This window comes from Streptosporangium minutum, assembly GCF_002149035.1.
GTDB lineage: Bacteria > Actinomycetota > Actinomycetes > Streptosporangiales > Streptosporangiaceae > Streptosporangium > Streptosporangium minutum.
This window is the reverse complement of the sequence record NZ_NGFP01000079.1, coordinates 16,808-34,197: the sequence shown is the minus strand read 5'-3', so window position 1 is coordinate 34,197 and position 17,390 is coordinate 16,808. Positions and strand designations below refer to the sequence as shown.

The window sequence follows — 17,390 nt, the reverse complement described above, 5'->3', positions numbered from 1 at the left end:
CGCCCTCCACCCTGTCCGCCCCGCGTGAGGGCCCGCCCCGCGTGAGAATCCGCCCCCGCGCGGGGACGGGAGCGCACATCGCCGGGAGCCCGCCCCGCAGGGGGGCGGGAGGTCACACGTGGACGGTGGTGATCGGCAGCGAGGAGTCGGCGGGGATGTCCAGCAGGGACGGGGCGACGCCGGCCGCCACCAGGTCGGAGCCGAGCGTGGCCACCATCGCCCCGTTGTCCGTGCACAGTCCCGGGCGGGGGACGCGCAGCCGTACGCCGGCCGCGTCGCAGCGCTCCTGGGCGAGGGCGCGCAGCCGGGAGTTGGCCGCCACGCCGCCGCCGATCAGCAGGTCCCGGACGCCGTGCCTGCGGCACGCCTGCAGGGCCTTGTGGGTCAGCACGTCGACCACGGCCTCCTGGAACGACGCCGCCACGTCGGGCACGTGGATCGACTCGCCGTTCCGCTCCCGCGCCTCCACCCAGCGCGCCACCGCGGTCTTCAGCCCGGAGAAGGAGAAGTCCAGCGTCCCGTCGTCGTGCTTGCCGCGCGGGAACGCGATGGCCGTGCCGGAACCGTCCTGGGCCGCCCGGTCGATGTAGGGGCCGCCGGGGAAGGGCAGGCCGAGCACGCGGGCCACCTTGTCGAACGCCTCACCCGCGGCGTCGTCGACCGTCGACCCCAGGGAGACGATGTCCTTGGCGACGTCGGGCACCAGCAGCAGGGAGGAGTGGCCGCCCGAGACCAGCATGGCGATGCACGGCTTGGGCAGGGCGCCGTGTTCGAGCTGGTCCACGGCCACGTGGGCGGCCAGATGGTTGACGCCGTACAGCGGCACGCCCAGGCCGAGCGAGTAGGCCTTGGCGGCGGCGACGCCGACCAGCAGCGCGCCCGACAGGCCGGGCCCGGCGGTCACCGCGATCGCGTCGATGTCGGCGAAGCGCAGGCCCGCCTGTTCCAGGGCCCGCTCGACGGTCGGGGTCATCGCCTCCAGATGCGCCCGGGAGGCCACCTCCGGCACCACGCCGCCGAACCGGGCGTGCTGCTCGACGCTGGAGGCGATCGTGTTGGCCAGCAGGGTGTGCCCCCGGACGATGCCCACTCCGGTCTCGTCACAGGAGGTCTCGATTCCCAGGACCAGGGGTTCGTCACGCATTGAGATCCTTCTTCATCGTGATCGCGTCGGTGCCGTCCTCGTAGTAGCGGCGGCGCAGGCCGATCCGCTCGAATCCGAACCGGTCGTACATCGCCTCCGCGTCCGGGTTGTCGGCACGCACTTCCAGGAAGACCGAGCGCGCGCCCCGCCGTACGGCCTCCGCCAGCAGCTCGGACAGCATCGCCGCGCCCACCCCCGCCCGCCGCCGGTCGGCCGCGACGGCGATGGTCTGCACGTCCGCCTGGTCCCCCGCCGCGAAAAGCCCGGCATAGCCGATGATCTCATCGTCCACCAGGGCGACCACGTAGTGCCGGGTCCTGGGCTGGTCGTCGAGCTCGGCGCGGAGCATGCCCTCGCTCCACGCGTCGCGGGGGAAGGTCTCCCTCTCGATCTTCATCACGGCCGGCAGGTCGTCGAAGGTCATCTGGCGCAGCACCGCGGTCATGCGGAGACCTTCTTCGGCGCCGAGGGCACCTGGGCGTCGGGACGGCGCAGGTAGATCGGGCGGGGCAGGCTCAGCACGGGGTGCGTGCCGCTCTCCACGACCTCCCTGACGTCGGGCTCGCCGAGTTGCTCGGCGGCCAGCGCCGCCAGGGCCCCCGCGAAGGGATACTCCGGCGCGCCGGTCACGCGGGAGGGCCCGACGATCTCGGCGTACATCCGCGCGCCCGCGCCGACGAGCGGGAGCTCCCCGGGCAGGTCCTGCGGCCTGTCCACCGAGGGACCCGACAGGCGGACCCTCGGATCCTCGTAGTGGCCCCAGAACACCTCCTTGCGCCGCGCGTCGGTGGCCACCAGGAACGGCCCGGCCAGCCCGCTGCCGTAGGCGACGGCGTCGAGCGTGCACACGCCGTAGGCCGGCACGCCGAGCGACGTCGCGAGGGCCTGGGCGGTCACCAGACCGACCCGCAGGCCGGTGTAGGGGCCGGGGCCGGAGCCCGCGACGACGGCGGTGACGTCGCCGAGCGCGACCCCCGCCTCTCGCAGGACCGTCTCGATCGTGGGCACGAGCAGCTCGCCGTGGCGACGCGCGTCAACGGTCGTCGACTCGGCGAGGACCCTCTCACCGTCGTGCAGCGCTGCGGTGACGGCGGGGGTTGCGGTATCAAAGGCCAGGACCAGCACGAACAGTTAGCCTAGTCCGTCGGGCGGCACCCGGGCCCACTCCACCGGCCCGGAGGCGGTCAGGCCTTGGAGCCGGCCGGCCTGACCAGGGTGGCGTAGACGATCACGTTGTCGCGGTATTCATGCTTGTCCCAGTCGAAGTTCCCGCCGCAGGTGATCAGCCGGAGGCCGTCCTCCAGGTAGACCTTGTCCGCCGGGAAACTGTTCTTGCTCACCTGCTCGACGGAGTCCACGCGGTACTGGGCGGTCCTGCCGTCACTGCGCACTACCTTGACGACCTGGCCCTCCCGGATGTCCTTGAGCCTGTAGAAGACCGCCGGGTCGGTCTTGGTGTCCACGTGCCCGAGGATCACCGCGGAGCCCGGATCGCCGGGGATCGCGCTGTCCTTGACCCAGCCCGCCGTGTCCGGCTTCTCGTACGGCGGCAGGTCGATCTGGCCGTCCGTCACGCCGAGCTTCATCAGCGGCGCCTTGATGCCGAGCGACGGGATGTCGATGCGGCTGGGCACGACCGAGGACCGGGCGGGCGGGGTGTCCCCGCCACCCCTGTTGAACGCGACCATGACGGCGCCGGTGATGACCCCGGCCACGATGATCCGGGACCAGCGGGAGGATTCGGCCATCGGGAACTACGTACGGCGGCGGCGCACGACCGCGAAGCCGACGCCGCCGGCGAGGACCGCCGCCAGCAGGGCCCCGCCCACCCCGAGCGGCATGCCCGAGTCCTGGGGGCCGCCGGCCGCGGTGCCGCCTCCGCCGGTGCCCGGTGCGTGGGTGCTGATGATGGTCCTGGTCGGCTTGGAGGTGGGGGTGTCCTTCGGGGTCGGCTTGACGTCCGTGACGATCCTGAGGCTGGCCTTACCGGTGTCGTTGGTCCCCTCGCACCTGGCGTTGACGTCGTAGACGCCGGCCTTGCTGCCGGCGGCGACGGTGGCCTGGCCGCGGACCCACGGCTTCGCCACGGGGGTGGCGCTCGCCGACGGCGCCGGGCTGGGCGTCGTGAGGATCGGATCGAGCGTCACCGGGGTGCGGAAGATCTGCGACGACGCGGTGCCGCGGTGCTCGGGCCCCCCTTCGGGGATCGGGCAGTTGGCCAGCACCCACACCTTCTGTCCCGCCTTGACACGGGCCGGCTGCAGCTGGACCTCGATGTCCTGCCGGCTGATCCCCGTCTCCGGAACGGCCGGCGAGGCCGTGCCCCCGGGACTGCCCGAGTTGGCCTCGGCCGTGCATCCGACCATGCCCGCCACCCCGAGAAGGGTGATGGTCCCTAGAACCGCGACACGCTTGACCCTTGGCACCGTCGCACTCCACTTCGCAGTCCGGCCGACGACCCTCGCCCGGCACAACTTCCCACCACTTCCCCATTAAACATGGGCAAAAGCGCAAGAGTCGATCATCAACCCCGATGATCTATATCAAGTGGGATGGAGTGCCAGCGTGCCAGGATTCCCGCGCCTACGGGGGCGAATCAGACGATGCCCTCCCAGCGTGCGCCGATCCCGCGGAACCGCACCGTCCGTTCCTCACCGGACTCGCCCCGCTCGATGGAGATCTCCAGCCGGTCGTCGGCGAGCCCCTCGACCAGTCCCTCGCCCCACTCCACGACCGTCACCGACTCCTCCAGCGAGGCGTCCAGGTCGAGGTCGTCGACCTCCAGGTCACCGCCCAGCCGGTAGGCGTCCGCGTGCACCAGCGCGGGGCCACCCGACAGCGAGGGGTGCACCCGGGCGATGACGAAGGTCGGGGAGGTGATCGGCCCGCGCACCTTGAGCCCGTCGGCGATCCCCTGGACCAGGGTCGTCTTGCCCGCGCCGAGCGGGCCGGACAGCACCGCCAGGTCTCCCGGCCGGAGCAGCCCCGCCAGCTCCACGCCCAGCTCCCGCATCTCCTCGGCGGTTGCCACGATTCTCACTGCTCGATCACTCCCGTCGATGCTCGCACGTGCTCCGGATCCGCCTCACCGCTCCGTGCCGTCGGCGGCGCTGTCGGCGGCGGCCCGCTTGAGCAGATCGCGCAGCGCGTCGTTGACGACCGTCGGCCGCTCCAGCTGCACCAGGTGCGAGCTGTCGGGCACCTCGGTGAGCTGGGCTCGGGGCAGCGCCTCTGCCATCGCCCTGCTGTGGTCCACCGGCGTCAGCCAGTCCTTGTCACCGACCATGATGGAGGTGGGCACGTCACCCAGGACGCTCAGCGCGTTCAGCTTGTCGTGCGACATCAACGCCGGGTAGAAGTCGGCGATCACCTCGAACGGGGTGGAGCGGATCATCGACTCGGCGAAGTCCACCACGGTGGGGCTGACGTTCTTGGCGTCGCCGAACCCCAGGTGACGCAGGGCCAGGAAGGCCACGTCGGTGCCCGCCTCACGGCCCCTGTCCACCAGCGCGCCGCCCCGGCTCAGCATCGAGACCGTGCCCGGGGTGACCTTGTGCACCGCCTTGGCCAGCAGCGCGGGCAGGCCCAGGGAGACCTCGGCCAGCCTGCCCGAGGAGGTGGAGATCAGCGCGACACCCTTGATCTTGTCGCCGAACAGTTCGGGGTGCCGGTCGGCCAGCGCCATGATCGTCATGCCGCCCATCGAGTGCCCCACCAGCACGCACGGCCCGGGCACCAGCGCGGCGATCACCTCGGCCAGGTCGTCACCGAGCCGGTCGATGGTGGAGTCCGCGGCGGTGGTGCGCGGCGAGCGCCCGTGCGAGCGCTGGTCCCACAGGACCAGACGATGGGAGTCGCCCAGGTCGCGCCGCTGGTAGTGCCAGGAGTCGAGATTGAGGGTGTAGCCGTGGCAGAACACCACGGTCAGCGGGGCGTCGTCGACGCCGTCCACCTCGGCGTAGAGGGACACGCCGTCGGAGGTGACGACCGTGGTGGGCCGACCGCGCAGCTCGCCCAGCGGCTCGTTCGCCTCAAGGTCGGGCCGGAGCCTGATGCGACCGATGGCGTACCGCTTGGCGAAGGCCGCGGTGGCCAGCCCGGCTGACGCCACACCGACGACCGCGCCGGCGATCCCGACCCTGCGCCGTGCGGTATTACTCATGCGACCCCCTGAAATGCCTCTCACCGGTAAACGCGTGGGACCCGCGAACCGATCCTGGTCACGATCTCATGCGTGATCGTGCCAAGGGAATCCGCCCACTCCTGCGCGGTCGGCTCGCCCCGCGAACCGTCACCGAACAGGATCACCTCATCCCCCTCCGCCAGCGGGTCGTCCCCCACGTCGATCATGAACTGGTCCATGCAGACCCGTCCGGCGATCCGCCGTCGCCGGCCGCCCGCCAGCACCTCCGCCCGGTTGGTGGCGTGCCGCAGGATGCCGTCCGCGTACCCGAGGGGGACGAGTCCAAGCGTGGTCTCGTCTTCCGTCACGTACAGGTGCCCGTAGGACACTCCGGAACCCGCGGGGACCCTCTTGGCCAGCGCGATCCGCGCCACCAGGGTCATGGCGGGGTGGAGACCGAAGTCTCCGAGCTCGGGCACGGGGCTCAGGCCGTAGGTCGCGAGGCCCGGCCGGACCATGTCGTAGTGCGCCTGCGGCAGCAGCATCGTCGCCGCCGAATTGGCGATGTGCCGGATCACGTGGGAGCCCCCGGCGCCCGCCTTCTCCGCGATGGCCAGCGCGTCGTCGAAGGCGGCGAGCTGGGCGTGGACGGACGGGTGCCCCGGCATGTCGGCGCAGGCGAGGTGCGACCAGAGCCCGGCGACCTCGACCGTCCCCTCGGACTGCCGGGCCATGGCATGGTCCACCAGCGCGGGCCAGTCGGCGGGAGCCGCGCCGCCGCGGGCGAGGCCGGTGTCCGTCTTCAGGTGCACCCGGGCGACCACGCCCGTACGGCCGGCCGCCGCGGCGATCTCGTCGACCAGGGCCGGGGTGGCGGCCGAGAGCTCCACGCCCTGGCCGACCGCCTCGTCCAGCGGCTCGCCGGGCGGGATGATCCACGACAGGATCGGCGCGGTCACCCCCGCGGCCCGCAGCTCCAGGGCCTCACGGATGTAGGCGGTGCCGAGCCGGGTGGCCCCGCCCTCCAGAGCGGCCCGCCCGCAGGCGACCATCCCATGTCCGTAGCCGTCGGCCTTGACCGCGACCATGATCTCAGCACCGGGTGCGTGCTCTCCGAGCAGGGCGACGTTGTCTCGGATCGCCGAGAGGTCTACCCGCGCCTCGGCCGGGGTCATCGGGAAACTCATCTTTTCAGTCTGGCAGGTCAAAAGCCTTCCCGAAGACCATCGGCGAGTGACCTGATGACCGCGGGAAGAGCCTCGACCACGTCCCAGGCGGCGAGCGGGCCGTGCTGCCCGGCGATTCCGTGCAGGTGGGCGGCGCAGGAGGCCGCGTCATATCCGTCGAGCCCGCCGGCCAGCAGCGCGCCCGCGAGCCCGGCCAGCACGTCGCCGGTGCCGCCGGTGGCCAGCCAGGGGCTGCCGGTGAGGTTGACCCTGACCGGCCGGCCCTCCTGCGCGACCAGGGTGGTCGAGCCCTTCAGCAGCACGGTCACGCCCAGCTCCGCCGCGGCCCGCCGTACGTGCTCCAGCCGCCGGGCCTCGATCCGCGCCCGGGGCACGTCCAGCAGCCGGGACAGCTCGCCCGCGTGCGGGGTGATCAGCACCGGCGCGGCACGGCGCAGCAGCGACCTGTCCCGCGAGACCAGCGTCAGGGCGTCGGCGTCCACGAGCACGGGGACGTCGCTCGCCAGCACCGAACGGGCGACGGCGAGCGCCTCGGGCCCGGTGCCGAGCCCGGGACCGAGCACCCACGCCTGTACCCGGCCCACCTCCTCGATCCCCTCGCCGGGCTCCAGCGGGGTGATCACGGCCTCGGGCCAGCGGGCGCGCACCTGGTCCACCGGCTCGGCGGCCCCCGCGTAGCGGACCATGCCCGCCCCGGCCCGGATCGCCCCGCCGACGGCCAGCACCGCGGCCCCGGTGTACCGGTGGCTTCCGGCCGCGACGCCGACGACGCCCCTGCTGTACTTGTCGGAGCCCGCGTCCGGCCGGGGAAGCAGCAGCGCAACGTCGGCGCCGGTCAGTGCGGTCGTCTCGGGGCCCGGCAGGTGGGGGCCGAGCCCGATGTCGACGAGCTCCACCCGGCCCGCGTGCTCCGCGCCCGGGTCGACGAGCAATCCGATCTTGTAGGCCCCGAACGTCACGGTGACGTCCGCCCGGACCGCCGCCCCGCCGACCTGCCCGCTGCCGGCGTCCACCCCGCTCGGCACGTCCACCGCGACCACCGCGCCGGCCGCCTCGGCGGTCAGCCCCGCCAGGGTGGCGTACGGCTCGCGCAGGGCTCCCGCCCCGCCGATCCCGACCAGCCCGTCCACGACCAGGTCGGCCGCCCGGACCAGCTCGCCGGCCACCGCGTCCCCGCCGATCCCGCCGGCCACGCCGCCTCGGGCCACGGCGTTCTTGCCGGTCCCGCCGGCCACGCCGCCTCCGGCCACCGCGTCCCCGCCGGTCCCGGCCTCACCCTCCGGAGACGTCCCGTCGGCGGCGGTGGCGGCGCGGAGATCCGTCACGCGGCCTCCGGCCCGCCGCAGGGCGGCCAGTCCGGCCCCGTGGACCCGCGACCCGGCGAGGATCGCGTCGACCCTGGCCCCCCTGGAGGCCAGGCGCGCGCCGGCGTAGAGGGCGTCGCCGCCGTTGTCACCGCCGCCGATCAGCAGCACGACGCGGGAGCCGTACACCCGGCCGAGCGTCCTGGCGCAGATCACCGCCAGCCCGGCGGCCGCCCGTTCCATGAGCGTGCCCTCGGGCAGTCCGGCCATCAGCGCCGCCTCGGCCGCTCTGATCTGATCGGTGGTGTACGCGGTCAGCATGATCCCGACGCTATCCCGCGCCGATCGCCGACGCGTGCTCCGGCACGGCCGGCCGCCGCCGATCGTCCTCGCGCCCCGGCGCGGGCCGCCGCCGATCGTCCGCACATGCCACAGCGCAGGTCAGCCTTCGGCGATCACGTAGGCGACCGCCACGCCCCCGTCGTGCGTCAGCGACACGTGCCAGCGCGTCACGCCGAGTGCCGCCGCGACCTCGGCGACCCGGCCGCTCACGTACAGCTCCGGGCGGCCGTACGCGCCGGTCCGCACCTCGGCCTCCAGGTGGGCCAGGCCGGGAGGCGCGCCGAGCGCCTTGGCCACCGCCTCCTTCGCCGCGAACCTCGCGGCCAGGGACTGCACCGCGAGCACCCGCTCGACCTCGGTGAACAACCGCATCCGCAGCTCGGGGGTCCGCTCCAGCGCCGCCTCGAACCGCGCCATGTCCACGACGTCCACGCCGATGCCCACGATCACGGCTCCAGGTTAGCGAAACCCGCGCACCGCGACCGTTTCCGGCTGGTTGACGGGGAACGCCCGGCCCGTATGGCGGTTCAACACCCTTCCCACTTCCACGCCCGGGTAATCCATGGGCGTTGTCCACAGGCTGTGGACAACGCCCATGGATCACCCGGGCAGGCGGCCGGGGCGCGTGCGCCTACTCCACGGTGACGGACTTGGCCAGGTTGCGGGGCTGGTCGACGTCGTGCCCCTTGGCCGCGGCCAGCTCGCAGGCGAAGACCTGCAGCGGCACCGTGGCGACCAGGGGCTGGAGCAGCGTCGGCACGGCCGGGACGCGGATCAGCGTGTCGGCGTAGGGCTCGACCGCGTCGTCCCCCTCCTCCGCGATGACGATGGTCTTGGCGCCCCTGGCCCGGATCTCCTGGATGTTGGACACAATCTTGTCGTGGATCACGCGCTGGCCCGCCGGGGACGGGACGATGACCACGACCGGCAGGCCCTCGTCGATCAGCGCGATCGGACCGTGCTTGAGCTCCCCCGCCGCGAAGCCCTCGGCGTGCATGTAGGCCAGCTCCTTGAGCTTCAGCGCCCCCTCCAGCGCCACGGGGAAGCCCACGTGACGGCCGAGGAAGAGCACGCAGCGCTCGGCGGCCAGCGAGCGGGCCAGCGCGCGGACCGGCTCGACGGTCCCGAGGACCTCCTCCACCTTCGCCGGTATCCGCTCCAGCCAGTCGATGATCTGGGAGATCTCGTCGCCGAACTTGGTGCCCCGGATCTGGGCCAGGTAGAGCGCCACCAGGTAGCAGGCCACGAGCTGGGTGAGGAAGGCCTTGGTGGAGGCGACGGCGACCTCCGGACCCGCGTGGGTGTAGAGGACCGCGTCGGACTCGCGCGGGATCGTGGAGCCGTTCACGTTGCAGATGGCCAGCACCCGGGACCGCTGCTCGCGGGCGTGCCGTACGGCCATCAGCGTGTCCATCGTCTCGCCGGACTGGGTGATCACGATGATCAGCGTGTCCCTGGTGAGGATCGGGTCGCGGTAGCGGAACTCGCTGGCCAGCTCGACCTCGCACGGCACCCCGGCCCAGTGCTCGATGGCGTACTTCGCGATGAGCCCGGCGTGGTAGGAGGTCCCGCACGCGATCACAATGATCTTGTTGACGTCCCGCAGCTCCTGGTCCGACAGCCGCATCTCGTCCAGCATCAGCTGCCCGTCGGGCCCGATCCGGCCGAGCAGGGTGTCGGCCACGGCCCTCGGCTGCTCGGCGATCTCCTTGAGCATGAAGTAGTCGTGGCCTCCCTTCTCCGCGGCCGAGGCGTCCCAGTCCACGTGGTAGTCCCGCGTCTCGGCCGGGGCGCCGTGGAAGTCGGTGACCGTGATCCCCGACGTCCGCAGCTCGACCACCTGGTCCTGGCCGAGCTCGACCGCCTGCCGCGTGTAGGCGATGAACGCCGCCACATCCGAGCCGAGGAAGTTCTCTCCCTCGCCGCGCCCCACCACCAGCGGCGAGTTCCGCCGCGCGCCCACCACCACGTCCGGCTCGTCCACCGAGACCGCCAGCAGCGTGAACGCCCCCTCCAACCGCCGGCACACCCGGCGCATCGCCTCCGCCAGGCCGTCCCCGGCGAACCGCTCCAGCAGGTGCGCCACCACCTCGGTGTCGGTCTCGGAGGCGAGTTTGTGGCCGTCGTTCTCCAGCTCCGCCCTGAGCTCGGCGAAGTTCTCGATGATGCCGTTGTGGATGACCGCGATCCGCTCCTCGCAGTCGGTGTGCGGGTGGGCGTTGCGATCGGTCGGCGCGCCGTGAGTGGCCCACCGGGTGTGCCCGATCCCCGCCGTCGCCGGCGGCGCGGGCCGCGCGGCCAGTATGGAGCGCAGGTTGACCAGCTTCCCGGCCCGCTTCTCCACGGTCAGCGCCCCGTCGGCCCCGACCAGGGCGATCCCGGACGAGTCGTACCCTCGGTACTCCAGGCGCCCGAGCCCCTCGATCGCGACCTCGACCGCCTGCCGCCGGCCGACGTATCCCACGATTCCGCACATGGCCAACCCCCTCTTGTCATGGGAAAGATCGGCCATTGAGCCTATGGAGAACCCCCCGGGGAACCCAAGAATCCTGCCCGTAGCCGGGCAACGCCGTACCCGCACGGAAGCACTTCCGACCGATCAGTAGGCTTCGGGACTATGGCCAACGGGTGGGACGCGACGCCGTACGTCGAGCTGAGCCGGGCGCAGTGGAGCGAGCTCCGCAAGAACACGCCCCTGACGCTCACCGAGGACGAGCTTGAGGAGCTGCGCGGCGTCGACGACCCGATCGACCTGGCCGAGGTCACCGACATCTACCTGCCGCTCACCCGGCTGCTCAACCTGCACTTCACCGGGGCCAGGCAGCGCAGCGCGGCGCTCAACACCTTCCTGGGGGCCAGCCAGCGGCCCACGCCGTACATCCTGGGCATCGCGGGCAGCGTCGCGGTCGGCAAGTCCACCACCGCCCGGCTGCTCCACACCCTGCTGGCCCGCTGGCCCGAGCACCCCCGGGTGGACCGGATCACCACCGACAGCTTCCTCTACCCGAACAAGGTCCTCTCGGACAGGGACATCATGCACAGGAAGGGCTTCCCGGACAGCTACGACCGGCGGGCCCTGGTCAGGTTCGTCGCCGACGTCAAGGCCGGCCTGCCCGAGGTGAGCGCGCCCGTCTACAGCCACCTGGAGTACGACATCGTGCCCGGTGCCGTCCAGAGCGTGCGCCGGCCCGACATCCTCATCGTCGAGGGCCTCAACGTCCTGCAGCCCGCCCCGCCCGCCGCGCTCGCCGTCAACGACTACTTCGACTTCTCCATCTACGTCGACGCCAAGGTCGAGCACATCCGCGACTGGTACGTGGACCGCTTCCACAAGCTCCGCCGCACGGCCTTCGAGGATCCCAAGTCCTACTTCAAGCACCTCGCCGAACTGTCGGACGACGAGGCGACCGCGTTCGCCAGGAACGTGTGGCAGGACGTCAACGAGCGCAACCTCGTGCAGAACATCGCCCCCACCCGGGGCAGGGCCGGCCTGGTGCTGCACAAGAGCGCCGATCACTCGATCCGCCGCGTACGGCTGCGCCGCATCTGACCCCGGGGCCGCCCCGGCGGTTCTTCGACCCCGTGTCCGCCGCGCCGCGCGAGGGCCGCGGACCGGTCCCGGGCTTCGGGGAGCCGCCGGTCACGACCTAGGGTTGGCCCGTGCTGCATCTACGCGTGATCAGTCCGGCTGAGCTGACGGACGACGTCCTGGCGCTGCTCGACGGGGCCGTCGGCGTGGTCAACCTGGTCGTGCTCCCCGGCGTGGCCCGCTCCCCCGAGGGCGACCTGATCCAGTTCGACGTCGCCAGGGAGGCGGCCAACGAGGTGATCGAGCGGCTCCGGCGGCTCGGCCTGTGCTCGGACGGCTCCATCATGGCCGAGCAGGTCGACCTGTCGCTCTCGGACGCGGCCGACCGCGCCGAGCGGGAGGCTCCGGGCGAGGGGGACGACGCCGTGGTCTGGGCGGAGCTCGCCCAGCGGGTCAGCGACGACTCCCGTCTCACCTGGGCCTTCCTCGCGTTCCTGGCGATCGCCACCCAGCTCGCGGGGATAGGCGTGGTCGTCGACTCGCCCATCCTCATCGTCGGCGCGATGGTGCTGGGGCCGGAGTTCGGGGCCATCGCGGCCATCTGCTTCGGCCTGCTCCGCGGTGACCGGCACCTGATCGGCCGCGCTCTGCGCGCACTGGCCATCGGCTTCGCGACCGCCATCACGATCACCTTCGCCTGCGCGCTGGTCTCGCGCGGGCTGGGCTGGATCGGGCCGTCCAGCCTGACCGGCCACAAGGAGATCGAGTTCATCGTCAAGCCCGACAGGTGGTCCTTCATCGTGGCGCTGCTCGCGGGCGCGGCCGGGGTGCTCTCGGTCACCGCGGGCAAGTCCTCGGCCCTGGTCGGCGTCTTCATCTCGGTCACCACGGTCCCCGCCGCCGGATACTTCGCGGTCGCTGCGGCGCTGACCCGCTGGGAGGACATGGCGGCATCGGTCGCCCAGCTCGCGGTGAACATCGCGGGCATGGTCATCTCCGGCACGGTGACGCTGGTCGTCCAGAGGGCCTACTGGTCCAGGTTCGGCACGCGGCTTCCGGCGCGGCCGCCGCGCGACCCTGACCGGAAGTAGGGGTAGCGCCCTACCTCGCGGATGAGGGACGACTCCTTCGTGGGACGGAGGAATTCGCTCCATCCGGTAGGTAGTGTCCGACCATGACTATCCTCGCCACCGAGGGACTGACCAGACGTTTCCCCCGGGTGACGGCACTCGACCAGCTCACCGTCACCGTCGGCCCCGGCGTGACCGGCCTGGTGGGAGCCAACGGCGCGGGCAAGTCCACGCTGATAAAGATCCTGCTGGGCCTGCTCGAACCCTCCGCCGGAAGCGCGCAGGTGCTCGGCATGGACGTGACGACCCACGGCGCCGAGATCCGCCGGATCGTGGGTTACATGCCCGAGCACGACTGCCTGCCGCCGGACCTGTCCGCCACCGAGTTCACCGTCCACATGGCCCAGATGTCGGGGCTGCCGCGCACCGCGGCCCGGGAGCGCGCCGCCGACGTACTGCGCCACGTGGGGCTCTACGAGGAGCGCTACCGCGCGATGGGCGGCTACTCCACCGGCATGAAGCAGCGGGTCAAGCTGGCTCAGGCCCTGGTGCACGACCCGCGCCTGGTCCTGCTGGACGAGCCCACCAACGGCCTCGACCCGCAGGGCCGCGACGAGATGCTCGCGCTGATCCGCAAGATCGGCACCGAGTTCGGCATCAGCGTGCTGGTCACCTCCCACCTGCTGGGCGAGCTGGAGCGGGTCTGCGACCACGTCATCGTGATCGACGGCGGCAGGCTGCTGCGCTCGTCGTCCATCGCCGAGTTCACCCAGACCACCCAGACCGTCACCGTGGAGGTCGAGGAGGGCCAGGAGGCGCTGGCGGCACGCCTCACCGAGCTGGGCGAGACCGTCACCGCCCACGGCCGGATGCTCCTGGTCCACGTCCGGGCGCCGGAGACCTTCGACACCCTCCGCGACGCCGTCTGCGAGCTCGACCTCTGCCTCGTCCGCATGGAACAGGGCCGCCAGCGCATCGAGGACGTCTTCAGGGAGCCGGTCAATGTCTGAGCCCACAGGTGTCATCCACGACATCGGATACCGCCACTACGACGGGGTACGGCTCGGCCGCGCCCACGCCACCCTGGCACTGGCCCTGCACAGCCTGCGCGGGGTGTTCGGGCTGGGCCGCACGGCCCGCGCGAAGATCATCCCGTTCCTGCTCGCGGGTGTCATGATGCTCCCCGCGGTCGTCTCCATCGCGATCATGGCGCTGATCAAGCAGGAGGCGATCGGCTACACCACGTACGCGGTCACCATGCAGGCCGTACTGGCGATCTTCCTCGCCTCGCAGTCGCCCTACACCGTGGCGCCCGACCTGCGCTTCCGCGTGCTGCCGCTCTACCTGTCCCGCCCGGTGACGCTGATCGACTACGTCGGGGCGAAGCTGGCGGCCATGGTCGTGGCGATGTTCCTGCTGCTGGCGGTCCCGCTCACCGTGCTGTTCGTCGGCGAGCTGGTCATCGACCTGCCCGGACCGGCGCACACCTCCGCCTACCTGACCAGCATGGCCGGAGCCGTCGCCTACGCGGTGCTGCTGTCCTGCCTCGGCGTGGCGATCGCCTCCTTCACCCCCAGGCGCGGCCTGGGCGTGGCCTCGGTCATCGCCTTCTACCTGCTCACCTCGGCCGTGTCCACCGTCGTCGCCGCGACGCTGGAGTCGGTGAACGACTACACCGCCGCCGCGTGGGCCTGGATGATCAACCCGTTCTTCCTCGTCGACGCCGCGGTACAGGTGGGACTCTTCGGCGCGGCCCCCTCGGCGCCCACCACCTACCCGGCGGGGGCGGGCGTCGCGGTGGCGATCCTGCTGATGCTCGCACTGATCGCACTGTCGGTGACCGCCCTGGTCCTGCGCTACCGGAAGGCGGCCGCACGATGAGAATCGAACTGGCCCAGGTCTCACGCTGGTACGGCAACGTGGTCGCCGTCAACGACGTCACCATGACCATCGGGCCGGGCGTCACCGGCCTGCTCGGCCCCAACGGCGCGGGCAAGTCCACGCTGCTGCACATGATGGCCGGGTTCCTGGCGCCCTCCGGCGGCACCGTGACCCTGGACGGCACGAAGATCTGGCGCAACCACGAGATCTACCGCTCGATCGGACTGGTCCCCGAACGCGAGGCCGTCTACGGCTTCCTCACCGGCTGGCAGTACGTGCTGTCCAGCGCCAGGCTCCACCACCTGCCCAACCCTGACGACGCCGCGCGCAAAGCCCTCGCCATGGTCGAGATGGAGCCGGCCAAGGACCGCAGGGTGGAGACCTACTCCAAGGGCATGCGCCAGCGGGTCAAGGTCGCCGCGGCGCTTGTGCACGACCCGGAGGTGCTCCTGCTCGACGAGCCGTTCAACGGCATGGACCCGCGCCAGCGCCTGCACCTGATGGACCTGATCAGCGCGATGGGCGCCGCGGGCAAGACCATCCTGTTCAGCTCGCACATCCTGGAGGAGGTGGAGCGGGTCGCCCAGCACATCGAGGTCCTGGTCGCCGGCCGGCACGCCGCCTCCGGTGACTTCCGCGAGATCCGCCGCAGGATGACCGACCGGCCCCACGTGTTCCGGGTCCGCTCCAGCGACGACCGCCGCCTGGCCTCGGCGCTGATCGCCGACGCGTCCTCGGGCTCGGTCTCGCTCACCGAGACCGGCCTGGAGGTGCAGGCCGTCGACTTCCGGCGCTTCACCTGGCTGCTGCCCAGGGTCGCCAGGGACGCCGGCGTGCGGGTCTGGCAGATCTCCCCGGCCGACGAAGACCTGGAGAGCGTCTTCTCCTATCTGATCAACAGGAGCAGCTGACCATGAACGGTGTCATCGCCGGAATCTCCTACCGGGCGCTGCTCGGCCGTCGGCGGATCTGGTTGCTGATCATGCTGCCGGTGGTGCTGATCGGGCTGGCCGTGCTCCTGCGGGTGATCGGCAGCGGCGGCGAGAACGCCACGATCACGCTCATGCGGACCTTCGCCATCGGCACCATGCTGCCGCTGCTGGGCCTGATCGCGGGGACCGGGGTGATCGCTCCCGAGATCGACGACGGCACGATCATCCACCTGCTGGCCAAGCCGATCTCCCGCCCCGTCATCGCGCAGACCAAGTTCCTGGTCGCCGCCTCGATACTCGCGCTGTTCGCCGCCGTGCCGACCTTCGTCGCGGCCTACCTGCTGGTCGGCCTCGAATCCGGGGTCGCGTCCGGCTTCGCCGTCGGCGCCCTCGTCGGCGGCGTCGCGTACGCCGCGGTGTTCATGCTGCTGGGCGTGCTGACCCGGCACGCCGTGACGATCGGCATCGTCTACGCGCTGGTCTGGGAGGGCGTGGTGGGCAACTTCGTCCCCGGCGCCCGCAGGTTCTCCATCCAGCAGTGGGCCCAGTCGATCGCCGACCAGCTGTCGTCCTCGCCGTTCTTCTCCACCGAGATCACCCTCGGCTTCGCCGTACCCGCCCTGCTGATCGTCACCGTCGGCGCCGTCGTCTGGGCCGGCCAGCGCCTGCGGAGCTTCTCCCTCACCGGCGACGAGTGACCCCGTGTGCGCCCCCTGCGGCAGGGGGCGCACATGTACGGTTCACGTATGAAGTCTCGCCTGCTGGAACTGCGCCTCACCGAGTTCAAGACCTTTCGGGACGCGGCTCTTCCCCTGGGCGGCATGACGACGCTCATCGGCCGCAACAGCAGCGGGAAGTCGAACGCCCTCGACGGGCTTGAGGTGCTGTCCCGCCCTGCTTTCGGCGCTGGAGGCGGAGGACCACAAGCACGTCGTCGTCTGCTCCCGTGACCGCGACACCGGCCTTTCCCGCCTTCGGAAACTTCCGGAGATGGAGGGCTATCCCAGCTTGATGACTCAAGGCGATCTCGGCACGATCGTCTCCTCCGGCCTTCTGGAGCGGTCACCCGCTCCTGCTCGTGACTTCACCGAGTTCGACCGGCTCATGGGGATCGGCAACAACATGTACGGCCCGCACCGGGGTGCGGGCCGTACGTGGGGCTCGGAGCGTCACGAGGGCGAGCGCCGCGGGCGGTCGCCGAGCTTCGTGAGGCGACCGGTCCACAGCCCGAACACCATCAGGACCAGCAGCCCGGCCCCCGCCAGGACGTACCACGGGCGCGCGGGCGCGGGCGTGGCCGCCGCCCGGGCGGCGGCGTCGTCCGCCGCGGCGCCGGCCGGCAGCTGGTCGGAGTGGGTGGCGCAGACGATCGGCTTGTCGTCCGCCTCGGCGCTCGCGCAGGCGACGGTGGCCAGGCGCAGGAGGTCGTCAGGCGTGGCCCGCACGTCGGCGGTGGTGTGGAAGGTGGCGTCCCTGCCGGCCTTCAGGTCGACGGTCCAGGTGACATTCCCCGCCTTCGCCCTGCCGTCACGGTCGGCCGAGACGAGCTTCAGCCCGGCCGGCAGGGTCTGGGTGAGACGGAGGTCGCTCGCGTCGGTCGTGCCGATGTTGCGGACGGTCACGGTGTAGCTGAGCCTGTCGCCCTCCTTGGCGCTGGTGCGGCCGTTGTCGACGCTGATGCTCAGCGTGGGGACTGTCTCCGCGGCCTTCTTCCCGCCGTCCTCGTGCGGGTGCGGCTTGGACGGGGACGCCGCCGCGGGTGCGGCGAGAACGAGGATCAGGGCCGCGCCGGCGCCGCACACGGCGGCGGCGCGCCGGGCGGTGCCGGACGGCGCGATGCCCGGGGAACGGGTCTCTGCCATGGTTTCTCCTTCGTGT

Annotated in this window: 19 protein-coding genes; 7 read left to right on the top strand and 12 right to left on the bottom strand. The window is 71.8% G+C overall.

Going from position 1 to position 17,390, the window contains the following annotated elements; genetic code table 11:
• Nucleotides 1-112: 112 nt before the first annotated feature.
• From tsaD to glmS, 11 genes are all read right to left on the bottom strand, one after another.
• Nucleotides 113-1,144: a tRNA (adenosine(37)-N6)-threonylcarbamoyltransferase complex transferase subunit TsaD gene (gene tsaD / locus CA984_RS18565; protein WP_012887892.1), complete on the bottom strand. Its 1,032-nt coding sequence runs from the start codon at nt 1,142-1,144 to the stop codon at nt 113-115.
• Nucleotides 1,137-1,589: a ribosomal protein S18-alanine N-acetyltransferase gene (rimI, locus tag CA984_RS18560; protein ID WP_086574042.1), complete on the bottom strand. Its 453-nt coding sequence runs from the start codon at nt 1,587-1,589 to the stop codon at nt 1,137-1,139. Before rimI ends, tsaD begins: the two co-directional genes overlap by 8 nt.
• Nucleotides 1,586-2,269: a tRNA (adenosine(37)-N6)-threonylcarbamoyltransferase complex dimerization subunit type 1 TsaB gene (gene tsaB, locus CA984_RS18555; protein ID WP_031161041.1), complete on the bottom strand. Its 684-nt coding sequence runs from the start codon at nt 2,267-2,269 to the stop codon at nt 1,586-1,588. The genes rimI and tsaB overlap by 4 nt, the downstream gene beginning before the upstream one ends.
• Before the next feature lie 59 nt (nt 2,270-2,328).
• Complete coding sequence (locus CA984_RS18550) at nt 2,329-2,892, bottom strand: class F sortase (RefSeq protein WP_086574040.1); 564 nt, start codon at nt 2,890-2,892, stop codon at nt 2,329-2,331.
• Between the two features lie 6 nt (nt 2,893-2,898).
• Nucleotides 2,899-3,570, bottom strand: a complete 672-nt coding sequence (locus CA984_RS18545; protein ID WP_133061707.1) for a hypothetical protein — start codon at nt 3,568-3,570, stop codon at nt 2,899-2,901.
• A 170-nt stretch (nt 3,571-3,740) separates the two neighbouring features.
• A complete protein-coding gene (gene tsaE, locus CA984_RS18540; protein ID WP_197048496.1) occupies nt 3,741-4,184 on the bottom strand; it encodes a tRNA (adenosine(37)-N6)-threonylcarbamoyltransferase complex ATPase subunit type 1 TsaE in 444 nt (147 codons plus the stop codon).
• A gap of 45 nt (nt 4,185-4,229) precedes the next feature.
• The gene (locus tag CA984_RS18535; protein ID WP_086574036.1) at nt 4,230-5,306 is read right to left on the bottom strand and encodes an alpha/beta fold hydrolase; all 1,077 of its coding nucleotides are present in this window, start codon (nt 5,304-5,306) and stop codon (nt 4,230-4,232) included.
• A gap of 20 nt (nt 5,307-5,326) precedes the next feature.
• On the bottom strand, nt 5,327-6,454 hold the full coding sequence (gene alr, locus CA984_RS18530; RefSeq protein WP_242676036.1) for an alanine racemase: 1,128 nt from the start codon (nt 6,452-6,454) through the stop codon (nt 5,327-5,329).
• 17 nt (nt 6,455-6,471) lie between these two features.
• A complete protein-coding gene (locus tag CA984_RS18525; protein ID WP_086574032.1) occupies nt 6,472-8,079 on the bottom strand; it encodes an NAD(P)H-hydrate dehydratase in 1,608 nt (535 codons plus the stop codon).
• Between the two features lie 120 nt (nt 8,080-8,199).
• A complete protein-coding gene (locus CA984_RS18520; RefSeq protein WP_031161054.1) occupies nt 8,200-8,550 on the bottom strand; it encodes a holo-ACP synthase in 351 nt (116 codons plus the stop codon).
• 181 nt (nt 8,551-8,731) lie between these two features.
• A complete protein-coding gene (gene glmS, locus CA984_RS18515) occupies nt 8,732-10,576 on the bottom strand; it encodes a glutamine--fructose-6-phosphate transaminase (isomerizing) (protein ID WP_086574030.1) in 1,845 nt (614 codons plus the stop codon).
• 141 nt (nt 10,577-10,717) lie between these two features.
• Here glmS and coaA point away from each other — a divergent pair, with 141 nt between their 5' ends.
• The 7 genes from coaA to CA984_RS44770 all read left to right on the top strand — a co-directional run bounded on the left by coaA (nt 10,718) and on the right by CA984_RS44770 (nt 16,462).
• Nucleotides 10,718-11,650 (top strand): type I pantothenate kinase, encoded by a 933-nt coding sequence (gene coaA / locus CA984_RS18510; protein WP_086574028.1) that lies wholly within the window; start codon nt 10,718-10,720, stop codon nt 11,648-11,650.
• Between the two features lie 110 nt (nt 11,651-11,760).
• Nucleotides 11,761-12,720 (top strand): DUF389 domain-containing protein, encoded by a 960-nt coding sequence (locus CA984_RS18505; protein WP_086574026.1) that lies wholly within the window; start codon nt 11,761-11,763, stop codon nt 12,718-12,720.
• 83 nt (nt 12,721-12,803) lie between these two features.
• Nucleotides 12,804-13,709, top strand: a complete 906-nt coding sequence (locus tag CA984_RS18500; RefSeq protein ID WP_086574024.1) for an ABC transporter ATP-binding protein — start codon at nt 12,804-12,806, stop codon at nt 13,707-13,709.
• A complete protein-coding gene (locus CA984_RS18495) occupies nt 13,702-14,580 on the top strand; it encodes an ABC transporter permease (RefSeq protein ID WP_086574022.1) in 879 nt (292 codons plus the stop codon). Before CA984_RS18500 ends, CA984_RS18495 begins: the two co-directional genes overlap by 8 nt.
• Nucleotides 14,577-15,491 carry an ABC transporter ATP-binding protein gene (locus tag CA984_RS18490; protein ID WP_086574020.1) on the top strand — a complete coding sequence of 305 codons (915 nt, stop codon included), beginning with the start codon at nt 14,577-14,579 and terminating at the stop codon, nt 15,489-15,491. Before CA984_RS18495 ends, CA984_RS18490 begins: the two co-directional genes overlap by 4 nt.
• 2 nt (nt 15,492-15,493) lie before the next feature.
• Entirely contained in the window at nt 15,494-16,210 is a 717-nt protein-coding gene (locus tag CA984_RS18485) for an ABC transporter permease (RefSeq protein ID WP_086574018.1), read from the top strand.
• 48 nt (nt 16,211-16,258) lie between these two features.
• Complete coding sequence (locus tag CA984_RS44770) at nt 16,259-16,462, top strand: AAA family ATPase (protein ID WP_108724590.1); 204 nt, start codon at nt 16,259-16,261, stop codon at nt 16,460-16,462.
• A gap of 219 nt (nt 16,463-16,681) precedes the next feature.
• Here the strand turns inward: CA984_RS44770 and CA984_RS18475 are convergent, their stop codons facing one another.
• Nucleotides 16,682-17,374: a DUF11 domain-containing protein gene (locus CA984_RS18475; RefSeq protein WP_086574017.1), complete on the bottom strand. Its 693-nt coding sequence runs from the start codon at nt 17,372-17,374 to the stop codon at nt 16,682-16,684.
• Nucleotides 17,375-17,390 lie beyond the last annotated feature (16 nt).